We start from the raw sequence: 13680 nt of genomic DNA on the forward strand, positions 1-13680 counted from the left end.
CAAGAAACGTCGATGAGCCAAGAATCCCCCGGCTTTTAGCCGTGGGGAGTGTCAAGAAAATAAACTCGCTACCAGTGGCAATCATACCAAAACAAATATTGTCTGGGTGAGGACTACCCAACATATAAGCAAGAATTTGTGCTAGTCCTTCTTTAATTGAGAAGGAAGCTTTTTTAGACTCAATAATCATTAGCCAAAATTGGTCTTTCAAAACTAATGTATCAATTCTGCCTTTGATAATGACATCATCATCAAGCACAGCAATAGACTTCTTGCAAAAGTAGAGAAGTTGTGGATGTCATTCTGAGCGAAACGCAGTGTAGCGAAGAATCTCAAGAGATGTTTCGCTTCGCTCAACATGACATTTCAAGCATTTTTGCAAGAAGTCTAATATCTATAGGAGAGAGCCTTTGAATTTTTCCCCCCCTTCCGTTGTAGGGCTATGCATTACCCGGATCTTTCTTAACATTGCTGGAAAACAGGCAGGATAAGAATGGTGGCGGTGAGGGTAGTTGTGGGGGTTGACAGGGGGAATCAAAGATGAGTATGAGGAGAAAATTACCTGCCACAGGCGATCGTTAATTACAAAAGGGGTGGATGATGTCCAAGTGGGCACAACAGGAATTACAATACGCGCAGTTGGGAGACTCCCGACGGAAAAAACGACTGGTAAGAATTGTAGAAGACTTGGCAGGACAACCGGGAGAGAGTGTGCCGCAAGCATCAGCGGAAAGTGCAGCAACAACGGCAGCGTATGATTTTTGGAACTCGCCGTATTTTAAAGAGCGAAGATATCCGTGCTGCCCATAGGATAAGCACCGTTAACAGAATAAAGCAACATAAGTGCGTATTAGCAATTCAAGACACCACAGACTTAGACTTTACCCATCATCCGGCAAGCATTGGTCTAGGTCCAACAGATCATTCGGCACTTTTGGGGTTGAAGGTACACTCAACTTTTGTCGCCAGTACACAGGGAGTGCCATTAGGAGTGATTGACGCTCCAAGTATGGGCAAGAGAAAAAGAAACTATTGGCATAGCGCGCGAAGCGTCGGCAACGGGAAACTAAAGATAAAGAAAGTCAACGTTGGTTAGATGCAGCAACGGCAACACAACAGGTAATACCACAAGAGATTCAAGTCGTTACCATTACCGACCGCGAAGGCGACATCTACGACTTATTTGCCATGCCACGAACAGAAAATTCTGATTTTTTGATTCGTGCTACCCATAACCGACGAGTTGACCATGAGACAAAATACTTACATCAAGCCATTGGTCAAACACAACCGTGTGGCAGAATCAATGTAGAATTACAACGTAATCCAGAACGCGAAACACGAAAAGCTACATTAACATTACGCTTTGCCACATTACACATTCAAGTGCCACTGCATCACAAAAAGCGTTCAGCGCTAAAACCTGTCAGCTTGCAAGTAGTCTTGGCAGAAGAAGAACAACCACCACAAGGAGTAGCCCCAATCAATTGGTTGTTACTAACGACCCTAGATGTCGGTGGTTTTGATGATGTAGTTCGCTGTGTGCGTTGGTACACTTATCGCTGGTTAATTGAACGTTATCACTACACCCTCAAGAGTGGCTGTGGAATTGAAAAACTCCTTTCTCGTTACTGCCCGTCGTATTGAAATGGCGTTGGCGACTTATTCAATTGTCGCGTGGCGTTTGTTGTGGTTAACCTATGAAGTCCGGATGAATCCAAACCAACCGTGTGACACAGTTTTAGAGTCACATGAATGGCAATCTCTGTGTGTCACTATTAACAAAACGCCCCATCCTCCACAAACGCCACCTTCTTTACGAGAAGCTGTGCGGATGATAGCAACTCTAGGTGGCTTTTTAGGACGAATTGCTGATGGTGAGCCAGGAGTTAAGACAATTTGGCGCGGAATGCGGCGATTACACGACATCGCCGCTACTTGGAAATTGCTTGCTTCCAATTCCCAAAATTTCCTCTGCTGTTAACGATCGCCTACTGTAATCCTTCTGTTATACAAAAACTGTCCGTCAGGTCAAGTTCACCCTTTTTGTCTATTCATAAAACCAAATCTCTATAACAGTTCTGGGATTGTTAAGAAAGATCCGGGTAATGCATAGCCTTGTAGGGAAGGGGGGTTGGGGGGTTAGGTTTGTTGGCTTAGTCTAAGGGACTTCCAATTAAAAAAATCTCCCATTTGTAGTACTCTCCAAAACAATGGTGGGTTACGCCGCACTTTAGCCCTGCATGTAAAACCTCAACTGTCGTGCGCCTAACCCACCCTACAGAATGGATAATTTATTTTTTGGTATCCCAACAGCAAAATTGCTGTAGTGCGATCGCCCCAACACCCCACCCCGATTTTGTCTTGTGCGAAAACTTCCCCTCCCCGCTTGCGCTTACGCCAAGGGCGAACGCGTAGCGTGCCGTGCCTCCTCCGGAGGAGCTGCGCTAACGGCGATAGCCGTGGCCGTACCCACTAGGCATACCCGAAGGGGGAGGGGTTAGGGCTGGGGTTCTAGGTTTTAACGTAGACGCCCGGATCGCAAGATACTAATGATTAACCACAGCCCTAGCAAACTGGCGACGGCAAACAACACATTGCTTAAAAAAGAAAGTTGAGGTGTCCGTGCGTTGCTAGAGATAATTGCTGCACCCATAATCAGCGAACCAACCAAGATGCTGAAAGAAAGACGATTAGCAGCATCATCTGTCGTACGCCGCAAGCCATCTAAACCACGCACTGAGATATTCCACTGTAGAGTTTCCGAGGTAATTCGGTCTAGCAGCAACTCTATCTGACGGGGAGATTGTAAAGAAAGGCTTTTAAGATCCAGCGCTGTTCTCAGGAGCGATCGCACGGGACTATCCCCAAACAGTTGTCGGCGAAACAAGTCTGTCAGCAATGGCTGAATTTCATCGATAAAGTTCACTTCTGGGTTAAATCCCCGCGCTACCCCCTCTAAGTTAGCTAAGGTTTTGGCGTATAAGCCCATGTTACTGGGCAAGCGAATTTTATTATTGCGGGCAACTTGCAGAAGTTCATAGATGATTTGACTGAAATTCATCTGCGACACGCTCAGGTTGTAATACTTTCGCAGCATCCGGTCATAATCATTTTCCAGCTGAACCATAATCACTGGCTGTGTAGACTCCGCTAGCTGCAAAGTTAACTGAGCGCACCGTTGAGCATCTAGATCCACAATTGCCAATAACATTTCGGTCAATATCTGTTGCGTGCGCGGATCAAGCCGTCCCACCATGCCGCAGTCTAACAAAGCAACGCGACCGTCTTTGAGATAAAATAAATTCCCTGGATGCGGATCGGCGTGGAAGAAGCCATCAATGTACAGTTGCTGAAAGAAAGCACGGAATAGTAGGGTGGTAATTGCTTTGCGCTTCTCCGCAGGGTCTTGACCGTTGTTGTCACTGCTGAGATCCCCCATCAGCAGAGGAACCCCGTCCAGCCACTCCATCACCATTAATTTTGGTGTGGTCAAATCCCAGTAAATTTCGGCAACGACTAACTGTGTGGGATCAAACCAGCGACTTTCGGATAAATTGCGTCGCAACTGGTCGGTGAAACCTGCTTCTCGTGTAAAATCTAACTCTGCTTCCAGCGCCTTGGTAAATTCTTCGGCAATGGATTTGATTTCATAAGTCTGGCCAAATTCAGTACGGGCAACTAAATCGGCAATACCTTGAATTAAAGCGATATCTTGAGCAACAGTGATATCAATTCCTGGACGTTGCACCTTAAGAGCAACTTCCCGACCATCTGCGAGTGTCGCTTTGTGTGTCTGGGCAATTGAACCAGCTGCTACTGCGATCGCATTTACTGTGGCGAAGGTTTCTTCTAAGGGGCGTTTGAGTTGTTTGCGAATGAGGACTTCTACTTCTGCCCAGGGAACTGGAGGCACTTCGTCTTGCAGCGTTGACAGTTCTTCTATGTATGCTGCGCTGAGCAAGTCTGGACGGGTAGACATTAACTGACCGAGTTTGACGTAGACTGGTCCTAAATCTACCAAGATGTTTTTTAAAACAGCAGGTGTAGGTAGCTGGGGTTCATCGGCTTTACCGACCGTAAGGAGGCGTCGCATATAGTCCCAGCCATTGCGAAGTAGAACTTCAATAATTTCTCTTTGACGAGGAACAGTTTGGGTTATAAACATAATTTTAATGAATTGCAGAGGCAACCGAGAGTGCAACAGAAAGAGGAACAGAGGAGTTAGAGAGGTAAGCAGCAGGCAATGATGATGCACCTGAAGCTGTTAGTACTGCTGTTGAGTTTGAGGATTTTACTTGCTTGCTGCAGAATCTTTAAATCTTTGTAAAGATGATTTTACAACTTTTATCAAACTTTCTTTGCTCAGCATCCGTTTGACATCATTTGAGCAGAAATCCCCACCGTGTAGACGATGGGGACACGAAAATCTTTTGCTCGCAAAAATATGCTTTTGATAGGCAATAATGCGGTTTATTGCCATGCCCTTGGCTAGAAGCTGATAACTAATGATTTGCATAATTGTTCAAATGAAATACGAGACAGAAAAGTTATACTGGTAAATTCACCTTTTATGCCTCTGCCAAGGGTTTTAAGTTTTAAAGCAAGTTCGTAAATCGGGGATCACTCTGCAAGGTTTTGAGGACTTGCTTAATTTCTTGGGTACGGTCTTTTTTGACTATGAGGGTAACGTTGCGATCGCGCACAATTACGACATCATCTAACCCAATGGTAACAATGACATCTTCTTCATTTGTCGAGTAAACGATAGACCCCTGGGTATCAAGCCCTACGTGAGTAGCCAATTCGACATTGGGAGTGCCTTCTTTTTTCAGCAAACGCTCAATCGCATTCCAATCTCCTAAATCATCCCAGCCAAATTCTGCTGGCAAGACATAGGCGATATCTGTCTTTTCCATTAAGGCATAGTCGATACTCTTCTTAGGTAGCTCTGGGTAGATGTCAGAACCATGTTTTTCTATCGGTTCGATAATTTCTGGAGCGTGTATGTGCAGTTCCTTAAGAACAATGCCCGCCCGAAAAATAAACATCCCGCTATTCCAGCTAAAGCGCCCCGTAGAGAGAAATTTGTCTGCCGTTTCACGGTCAGGCTTTTCAGTAAACCGATTGACGTGATAAGCTGGCAAGTCATTAAAGATACCAACCTTTTCGCCTTGTTCAATATAGCCGTAACCACTTGATGCAAACGTTGGCTTGATACCCAGTGTCACTATTGCTGCTTGAGTTGCCGCAAGTTCTGTAGCTGCATTTATTGTGCGTGCAAATGCTTCTTGGTCTGCAATCCAGTGGTCAGCAGGGAAAAAGCCGATAATAGCCTCATCTCCGTAACGCTTTTGAATTTCCAAACTTGTCCAAGCAACCGCAGCAGCAGTGTCCCTTCCCTGTGACTCGACGAGTAGGTTATCAGATGGCAGTTGTGGCAGTTGTTCTCGCACTCCTTCAGCTATCTGACCAGAAGTGATGACCCACAAGTTCTTCCAACCGTCTGCAAATGTCAGCAGTCGGTCAGCAGTTGCTTGCAGAAGACTTCTATTGCTACCATCAAGATTCAAAAATTGCTTAGGTCGATTTTGGCGACTTAGGGGCCAAAAACGCTCGCCTTTACCACCTGCAAGGATGACAGGGAACAAGGTTCTAGTCATTGTGTCATAAAAACTTACTAAAGAACACTACAAGTGTACTGTGACAAACAAAAGTAATGAAGTATAAAGGTGCTCACGATGAAGTCAGAGGAAATGACCGAAGAAAGAATTCAGTACTCAGTACTCAGTTGTGAGACAGCCCTGTGCCTCCTAGGTTGCAGCTATGAGTTGGGCGTATCGTGCCCAAAGAGCGAATGAAAGTTTGCCGACCTAAGGGACTGCGTAAGCGCAAAGGGGGCGCAGGCATACAAAGCAGCTGCTGCGTACACCTTTGGCACCCTTGAGCGTATCCCTTACCGGACGCTCTGCGCTCAGCTGTGCCTCCGGCATAGGCATAGGAGATACCCGAAGAGTCAGAATAAAAGGATACAAGCCTCAACGCGCGGTTATCGCAATGTATTCTGTGTTTTGTGTTCTTTTGTTCTTCTTAAAGACTTCAAGTGATCTTGTTAACTGGCAAGATTTATGGCTTGCATTAACATTACGTTTAGGGAGTGGATGAGTGGGGAACTATTGTGGTCAAACAAGTAGCAGGTCAAGAAAACCAGGGCACATCTGAGGAAATTCAACTGCCAAATGAAGTGACAGCAACAAAGCAAGAAAAAATTTCCCGTAACTTCGTAGAGTCTACGGGTTCAATTCCCAGCCAGCTTTACCACAGACTGGGGTTAGCCATGCCTCGATGGCTATTTTGGATACTCACAATTGTTGTAGGAATCACTTTGTCGGGTTTGCTGGTATCGACTTTGGCACTTTGGACTCCACTTTGGAGTGATATTGATCAAACAGATGAAGAAGTAGGATTAGGTGGGAAAGAGCAAAAAACACCTTTGCCTGCGGAGTTGTGGAGTAACATTTCACAATATCAACTCACTCGACCAATGAATATTTTGGTAATGGGCATTGAACCAGTACCCAGGAGTGTAGATGGTTCTCCGGAAAGTTTTGCAGGTCATAGCGATACGATACTGTTGATACGAGTCAACCCAAGTAACAAAACAATCCGGGTGCTTTCGATCCCCAGAGATACGATGACAGCTATTCCAGAAAAAGGATTAACTAAGGTATCTGATGCGAATGCCCAAGGTGGTCATGTTTTGGCAGCACGCGTCATCAGTCGTACTTTAAATAATGCACCTATTGACCGCTACATTCGTATATCTACTAGTGGGTTGCGACAGATGGTGGATCAGTTGGGTGGAGTAGAGGTCTTTGTTCCCAAACCAATGGTCAATAAAGACTCTGGCGAGAAATTTTCGATTAACTTAGTTAACGGCTGGCAAACTCTCAATGGCGAACAAGCAGAACAATTTGTGCGCTTCCGTGAACCAGGAATGGGGGATCTCGAAAGAGTACAGCGACAGCAAGCACTACTGATGGCATTGCGTTCTCGCCTAGATAGTCCAACAGTCTTACCCAGGTTACCTCAACTCGTCCGCATTATGCGAAAGCACTTCGACACTAACCTGAAGCTGGAAGAAATGATGGCGCTGGTCAACTTTGGCTTAAACGTTAGGCGAGATAATTTCCAAATGACCATACTGCCTGGTATTTTCAGCCGTTTAAGCCAAGACCCCAATAGCTACTGGCTAGATCTGACTGGGCGAGTTGATTTGCTTGATGACTATGCTGGGGTGACAATATCTGGTATGAGGCCAAGTGCGAAACCGCTAGCCAGCCTCAAAATTGCTATTCAAAATGCTTCCAATAAACCCGAGCTAACTCAAAAAGTTATCAACTCTCTTAAACAGAAAGGTTTTACTAAAGTTTACGCTGTACCTGAGTGGGCTGACACCAAACGCCAAACCCAGATTATTGTCCAGAAAGGCAACAGACAAGCAGGAGAAGAACTACAAAAATTATTAGGCTTTGGTAGTATCCACGTTGCTGCAATTGGGGATCTAGAATCTGACCTTACCATTCGTATTGGTAAAGATTGGAAGTAGTCATTAGTAGAGACGCGCCATGGCGCGTCTCTACATCTTTGTCTTTTGACTAATGACTAATGACACAGGACAAAGGGCAAGCTTATGAAAAAAATCCTACTTCGTATTTTAGGATTGATTGTGGTTTGGATTCTTGCTTGGTTATGGGTGCTGCTTTACGCTAGTCCAGCTTATGCTTAGTTTTCTAATTCATTTTCTATAAATTATGCCACTCTCACTTGCATGGAATACACGCACGCTTACGGTAGGGTCAAAGGCTACCCGTGTCCCTACAAACAATGTGTATTACACTCAATTGAGACCTCTCTAACTACCAGAACTAGAAGCAGGAGGGTTAATTAACAGTAGGCTAAAAACTAACAATTACTACCAATTAATCACACTTGCTTAATACCCGTTTGATGTACTCATCTTTTCTGTAACCATGTTGGCATTTAATTGTAAAATACCATCATGCTACTAGGATTTAAGACACAACTCAAAGTCAACAAGCAACAAGGTCTACTACTGGCACAACATGCAGGAGTAGCAAGACACGCTTGGAATCAAGGTTTAGCATTATGTCAACAGGTACTGATACATAATAAACTTAATCCTGATGACAAAATCAAATTTCCCACAGCCATAGACTTACATAAATGGTTAGTAGCATCAATTAAAACTATCCATCAGTGGTACTATGAAGTATCTAAATGCGCTCCTCAATACGCATTAAAATACTTAGCAGATGCCTTGAAATCTTTTTTCAAGAAAGCTAAAGGATTTCCCAAATTAAAAAAAAAAGGCAGACATGATTCCTTTACTCTAGATGGTGCAATTCACATTGCTCACAGAAAAGTCAAAGTACCTGTAATTGGATGGATAAAGACTTATGAACATTTAACAACAGGATATAAACCCAAATCAGTCACAATCAGCAAACAAGCTGATAGGTGGTTTATATCTTGGAAAATAGAAGTAGAAATAAGTCAACCTCCTAAAAAGCAAGAGTTTGTAGGAGTAGACTTAGGAATAAACCATTTAGCTACACTCTCGACAGGAGAAGTATTTGATGGATTAAAAAGTTATAAGAAATATGAATCTAAACTAGCAAGAATGCAATACTTGAATCGTCATAAGCAAATCGGCTCAAGTAATTACAGAAAATCTCAAATCAAAATAGCAAGACTACACCAAAAAATAGCCAACATCAGGAAAGATACATTACACAAAATAACCACCTATATCAGCAAAAACCACGCGGTGATAGGGATAGAGGATTTAAATGTATCCGGGATGTTAGCTAATGGTAAGTTAGCTAAAGCAATAGCTGATATGGGATTTTATGAGTTCCGTCGTCAGTTAGAATATAAAACCCAGCTATATGGTAGCAAGTTGGTAGTAGTGGATAGATTTTATCCCAGTATTGACCTCTCTCCGGTCTAAAGACACGGAGATTCAAACTGTTGTTTCAAGACAGGCTAAAGCCGTGTCTTTCCACTTCTCAGTTTTGTCTCTTGCGAGTGGCGGGGTCAAATCCGCCCTACAACCCTTGGATGAGATTAACTCACCTGTAGCTCTACTTTTGTTTAATTGACTTTTGCACTACGTAGTTCCTAAAAGGAACCGCTTCGCTTCGCGAGTCCGCAAAGCGCCTTGATGTTGTCGAACACTCCCTGACCTGCCATTATTTGCAGTGATGTAGTCATACTGTCGTCATGAAGACCGTTGTTTCTTATATGCCGGGATTTCTCCGTACTAAGTCAGTTCCTCGTGTCTGCGGTTATTCCTACTGGATAGCACCTAGATATTATAGCAGGATAAATCCTGCACTGTGGTTTTCATGAGCCAGTACTGCAGGAGGGTCTCCCTCCGTAGGTATCTGGCGTCCCCCGGCTTAAAAGCGCGGGGCTTTCAACCTACTTTCTTGTAAAACTTGCTCTGGCTGCGGTGAGAAAAAATTATCTTTGTCACTGTCTCAAAGAGTGCTTAAATGTGATATCTGTGGGTTGAAGTGTGACAGAGATTTGAATGCTGCTGTTAATTTAAGTTCATATGCGACTAGATTAGTCGTGTTAGCCTGTGGACTGGGTAGTGCCGACACTTCCAGTATGAAGCAGGAAGAAAAAGCAGGCAATTGTTAGCAATTGTTAGCATTTTTGTATCGGACTAATTTTACCCCATATTTTGTCGTTGCGACTTCAATAGCTTTTTCAATTTCCTCAGGGCTGGGAGGGCGGTAAAAACTGTGTATTTCTTCCTCGTTTATCGGTAGCTTCACTGGCTGTCCCACTTCTGCAAAAAACTGCTCAGGTCCTGCTGGCGTTATAAGCATTAGCATTTTAGCAGGCTTTGACCCAATGTTCTTAAAACCATGGCTGTGACCTTTGGGCAACTGAACGAAGGTTCCTGGAGTTGCAACGATTGTCTGCTTGTCAAGTTGGTACTCAATTTCCCCGTCAAGAATGTAGTGCGCTTCGTCTTCTTCATTAATGTGGAGTGGTGTCATGCTTTGGGGTTGCAGTACTACCTCAGTTAGCGAATATGCTCCACCTGTATCTTCCCCCACAGCAACAAAAGTGTAGAGATCACCCCAAAACAAATATGTGGAACCTTGACCTGGCTTAACTATAGTGGTTTTAGGATTGACTGTCATTGTGATTCTCCTTCTGGTTGAAAAAAGTTTGTCTTAAACTGGAAGAGCCTTTATTTTTATATAGATGTACTTTAAATCAACTTATGCTCTTGACAAAAGTTGTGAGAAAAGTCTTTGGAATGCAGCACAACGACATTTCTTGCAAAAATGAACTTGAAGAATGGATACTCTTTTACATGCCTACATTTCTGATTTTGTCAAAACTACCCTGACAAACTGCTAAATTTCAGGTTAAATGTTTCAAGATATGCGCCTTGAGAAAGTTGTCAGGTACGATTTGTGACACAAGAACAAAAAGCCTCTCGTTCTTTAGCTGGAATTGCTGGCATTATTGCCGTTGCGACGTTAATAAGCAAATTTTTTGGACTGGTACGCGAACAAGCGATCGCCGCTGCTTTTGGTGCAGGGGCGATTGTTGATGCTTATAACTTCGCCTACATGATCCCGAGTTTTCTACTGATCTTGTTAGGTGGTGTGAATGGACCATTTCATAGTGCGATCGTCAGCGTGTTAGCCAAGCGCAAGCAAGAAGAAGCCGCGCCTTTGGTGGAAACAATTACAACTCTTGTGGGTGGTTTGCTCGTCTTGGTGAGCATTTTCCTAGTCGTATTTGCTCCTAACCTGATTGACTTAGTAGCGCCAGGTTTAGATACAGTTCCTAATGGAGCATTAGTGAAAGCAAATGCGATCGTGCAACTGAGGATTATGGCACCGATCGCAGTTTTAGCAGGACTGATTGGTATTGGCTTTGGTACTCTCAACACAGCTAATCAATACTGGCTACTTTCGCTCAGCCCCTTATTTTCCAGCATTATTCTCATTATTGGGCTTGGTATCCTTGCTCTGCAATTAGGTAACAAAATTAGCTCACCTCAATATGCCATTTTAGGTGGAATGGTATTAGCTGGAGGTACCCTAGCCGGAGCGTTCCTACAATGGTTGATTCAGCAAATTGCCCAAGCACGAGCAGGCTTAGGTACATTTCGCCTGCGATTTAATTTTAAGCAGCCAGGGGTCAACGATGTACTGAAAATTATGGCACCAGCAACCTTTTCCTCTGGAATGTTGCAAATTAACCTTTACACTGATATGTATTTCGCATCCTTCATCCCCTCTGCTCCTTCTGGATTGCGTTATTCCAATATCTTGGTGCAAACACCTTTAGGTATTATCTCTAATATTATATTGCTACCTTTGTTACCAGTATTCGCACGTCTTGCCGAGCCAGATAATTGGCCGGAGCTAAAATTGCGAATTCGTCAGGGACTTATACTTACTGCCCTCACCATGCTACCAATGGGTGCGCTGATGGTAGTGCTGTCTGTCCCCATTGTGCGAGTCGTCTATGAGCGCGGTGCTTTTACGCAAGCAGATTCAGCGCTCGTTTCCTCGATACTAGTTGCTTCAGGTCTTGGGATGTTTGTCTACTTGGGGCGAGATGTTTTGGTGCGGGTGTTTTATGCTTTGGGCGATGGCGAAACACCATTTCGCATCAGCGTTATTAACATCTTGTTCAACGCCTTGCTAGATTGGATTTTCTTTAAACCTTTTGGCGCGCCTGGTTTAGTCCTAGCAACAGTTGGGGTGAATTGCATCTCAGTATTGATGCTATTGTGGTTGCTTGATCGCAGGCTGAATGGTTTACCTTGGCGAGAGTGGAGTTTGCCAATTTTAGGTTTGACTGCTGGTAGCATCGTAGCTGGAGCTGCAAGCTATGGAACTCTTGAGGTTTTGCAGAAGTTTTTAGGTACAAATGGTTTACTGATTCAACTGTTGCAATTGGCTATTGCTGGTTTAGTTGGCATCGGCGTTTTTGCTGTGATTGCCGCATCGATGAAATTACCAGAAGTCAATATTTTTGTCTCTCGTCTGCGTCAGCGTTTTTTGAAAAGATAAATGGTAGTACAAGGAGCCAGAAATCAGGATTCAGAATTCAGCAATGCTTATCGCGTCTGTCTAAGAAGTAATTTCTAACTCCCCTTGTTATTTCTGTTAGGCAGTACTAGCGGTATATGCCATATATTTTAGCTAAAATTTTTGAGTGTTGGCTCACCTAACTGGGTGAAACAGTTTCATCCACTTGGATAACCTAAGTGCATGAAGGTAAATTTTGTCAAAAAAGGGATTCTAGTACTAGAGAGTATTGATTGCACTTAATTCTAGTAACGAGAAACCTATGAAACTTGCAAAATTATTAACTTCTACACTTGCTGTTGCTTCTGTTGTTCTTTCTGCTGGAATTGCCTCGGCTCAAACTGCTCCAACAACAGCTACAACTCAAGAAGCCGCAACACGCGGTATGAACGGTAGCTATCTTGGTGCTGGTGCTTCTGCTGGCGTGACTAATGGCGGACGAGACAATGATGCAGCTTTATTCGGTGGAAATATTCAAGGACGATACGCCATTCCTAAAGCGCCTGTTTCACTTCGTGGTTCTGTTCTGTTTGGTGGTGATTCAACCGCAGCTATGCCGTTGTTAACTTACGATGCACCCATCGCTAAAAACACTAACGTTTACATTGGCGGTGGTTACTCCTTCCAGACGGACGAAGGTAAAGCAAGCCAGTTGGGAAATCAGAACGCACCTGTTGTGACCCTTGGCGCTGAATCAGAAGTTGCTAAGAACGTCGTTGTGTATGGTGATGCCAAGTGGGGTATTGACGCTTATAAAGGCAGTGACGCTGACGCTGTCAGCTTCCAAACAGGGCTAGGGTTCCGCTTCTAATCCGGCAAGAGACTCCGTCCCGTAAAGAAGGATTCTGATGCAAAACCAAATACACGAGAGCGGTGAAGTTTTTCCTCTGATTTTAGGAGCTTCACCGCTCCTTTTGCAGCAACAAAATACAATTATCGGTGAGCAATAAAACCCATAATATTTCTATTATTTGAAATATTCATTCTCAAGCATTGACATGATGACTAACGAAAAATAGCGGTCTTCTTTCTTAACGGCATCTCGCAGGATTCCTTCTTGGTTGAAACCAACTGATTGGTAAACGTGTCTGGCGCGTTGGTTGTGTTCAAAGACATCTAACCAAAAACGATGAGCATTATACTTTTCAAAAGCCTTTTTAATAAGGATGCGCAATGCTCTTTTGCCGTATCCTAGTCCTGGTTGAGCAATAACAATTCGAGTTAATTCAATACTACAGTTTGGTGATTTCAAACCTGACAGAATAGCATAACCACTGGCTTCTCCTGATGAATTTTCAATAATGTAGTAATGCTTATCAGAATTGTTCAAGTTTCTTGTGTGTTCGTCTCGACTCCATCGAATAATAAAGCTTTTGAACTCATTCCTCGCTTCCTGAGAGATAATAAATTCAATATCTTTTGATTCAGCGTGTCGTAATTTTATCATGCCTTACTATAGGAATCCTCCAAAGATTTTTGAAACACACGTAGGGTGGGCACTGCCACTAAAACCCGAATATAG

At 43.7% G+C, this 13680-nt stretch carries 9 protein-coding genes and 3 pseudogenes; 6 read left to right on the forward strand and 6 right to left on the reverse strand.

Annotated features, from left to right (window positions below; genetic code table 11):
• Positions 1–259, reverse strand: a pseudogene (locus tag AACT52_RS02030) (restriction endonuclease subunit R); the annotation flags it as partial.
• A gap of 341 nt (positions 260–600) precedes the next feature.
• Between AACT52_RS02030 and AACT52_RS02035 the strand changes: the two are divergent.
• A pseudogene (locus AACT52_RS02035) lies at positions 601–1984 on the forward strand (IS4 family transposase).
• A 537-nt stretch (positions 1985–2521) separates the two neighbouring features.
• On the opposite strand, the gene AACT52_RS02040 reads toward AACT52_RS02035, so the two are convergent.
• The 3 genes from AACT52_RS02040 to AACT52_RS02050 all read right to left on the reverse strand — a co-directional run bounded on the left by AACT52_RS02040 (position 2522) and on the right by AACT52_RS02050 (position 5663).
• On the reverse strand, positions 2522–4168 hold the full coding sequence (locus tag AACT52_RS02040) for an ABC1 kinase family protein (protein WP_073635884.1): 1647 nt from the start codon (positions 4166–4168) through the stop codon (positions 2522–2524).
• 126 nt (positions 4169–4294) lie between these two features.
• Positions 4295–4519 carry a membrane protein insertion efficiency factor YidD gene (gene yidD, locus AACT52_RS02045; RefSeq protein WP_233154198.1) on the reverse strand — a complete coding sequence of 75 codons (225 nt, stop codon included), beginning with the start codon at positions 4517–4519 and terminating at the stop codon, positions 4295–4297.
• A 79-nt stretch (positions 4520–4598) separates the two neighbouring features.
• Positions 4599–5663 (reverse strand): mannose-1-phosphate guanylyltransferase, encoded by a 1065-nt coding sequence (locus tag AACT52_RS02050; protein WP_073635885.1) that lies wholly within the window; start codon positions 5661–5663, stop codon positions 4599–4601.
• A 515-nt stretch (positions 5664–6178) separates the two neighbouring features.
• On the opposite strand from AACT52_RS02050, the gene AACT52_RS02055 reads away from it, so the two are divergent.
• The 3 genes and pseudogenes from AACT52_RS02055 to AACT52_RS02065 all read left to right on the forward strand — a co-directional run.
• Positions 6179–7609, forward strand: coding sequence for an LCP family protein (locus AACT52_RS02055; protein WP_073635899.1), 1431 nt, complete (start codon positions 6179–6181; stop codon positions 7607–7609).
• Between the two features lie 453 nt (positions 7610–8062).
• A complete protein-coding gene (locus AACT52_RS02060; RefSeq protein ID WP_233154199.1) occupies positions 8063–9034 on the forward strand; it encodes an RNA-guided endonuclease InsQ/TnpB family protein in 972 nt (323 codons plus the stop codon).
• Positions 9035–9525: 491 nt separating this feature from the next.
• Positions 9526–9732, forward strand: a pseudogene (locus AACT52_RS02065) (zinc ribbon domain-containing protein); the annotation flags it as partial.
• Here AACT52_RS02065 and AACT52_RS02070 read toward each other — a convergent pair.
• Positions 9729–10244 (reverse strand): cupin domain-containing protein, encoded by a 516-nt coding sequence (locus AACT52_RS02070; protein WP_073635886.1) that lies wholly within the window; start codon positions 10242–10244, stop codon positions 9729–9731. The pseudogene AACT52_RS02065 and the gene AACT52_RS02070 sit on opposite strands and share 4 nt — an antisense overlap.
• Before the next feature lie 279 nt (positions 10245–10523).
• Between AACT52_RS02070 and murJ the strand changes: the two genes are divergently transcribed.
• Positions 10524–12140, forward strand: a complete 1617-nt coding sequence (murJ, locus tag AACT52_RS02075; RefSeq protein ID WP_073635887.1) for a murein biosynthesis integral membrane protein MurJ — start codon at positions 10524–10526, stop codon at positions 12138–12140.
• 280 nt (positions 12141–12420) lie between these two features.
• Complete coding sequence (locus tag AACT52_RS02080; protein ID WP_073635888.1) at positions 12421–12969, forward strand: outer membrane beta-barrel protein; 549 nt, start codon at positions 12421–12423, stop codon at positions 12967–12969.
• Positions 12970–13125: 156 nt separating this feature from the next.
• Here AACT52_RS02080 and AACT52_RS02085 read toward each other — a convergent pair whose 3' ends face one another.
• Positions 13126–13605 carry a GNAT family N-acetyltransferase gene (locus AACT52_RS02085; RefSeq protein ID WP_073635889.1) on the reverse strand — a complete coding sequence of 160 codons (480 nt, stop codon included), beginning with the start codon at positions 13603–13605 and terminating at the stop codon, positions 13126–13128.
• Positions 13606–13680 lie beyond the last annotated feature (75 nt).

It is taken from the genome of Scytonema sp. HK-05 (assembly GCF_963872035.1).
In the GTDB taxonomy this organism is placed as follows: domain Bacteria; phylum Cyanobacteriota; class Cyanobacteriia; order Cyanobacteriales; family Nostocaceae; genus Kalymmatonema.

Excerpts from the sequence above, each read along its gene's own strand:
- AACT52_RS02040 (WP_073635884.1), bottom strand. The coding sequence starts at position 4,168 with ATGTTTATAACCCAAACTGTTCCTCGTCAAAGAGAAATTATTGAAGTT.
- yidD (WP_233154198.1), bottom strand. The coding sequence starts at position 4,519 with ATGCAAATCATTAGTTATCAGCTTCTAGCCAAGGGCATGGCAATAAAC.
- AACT52_RS02050 (WP_073635885.1), bottom strand. The coding sequence starts at position 5,663 with ATGACTAGAACCTTGTTCCCTGTCATCCTTGCAGGTGGTAAAGGCGAG.
- AACT52_RS02060 (WP_233154199.1), top strand. The coding sequence starts at position 8,063 with ATGCTACTAGGATTTAAGACACAACTCAAAGTCAACAAGCAACAAGGT.
- AACT52_RS02070 (WP_073635886.1), bottom strand. The coding sequence starts at position 10,244 with ATGACAGTCAATCCTAAAACCACTATAGTTAAGCCAGGTCAAGGTTCC.
- AACT52_RS02080 (WP_073635888.1), top strand. The coding sequence starts at position 12,421 with ATGAAACTTGCAAAATTATTAACTTCTACACTTGCTGTTGCTTCTGTT.
- AACT52_RS02085 (WP_073635889.1), bottom strand. The coding sequence starts at position 13,605 with ATGATAAAATTACGACACGCTGAATCAAAAGATATTGAATTTATTATC.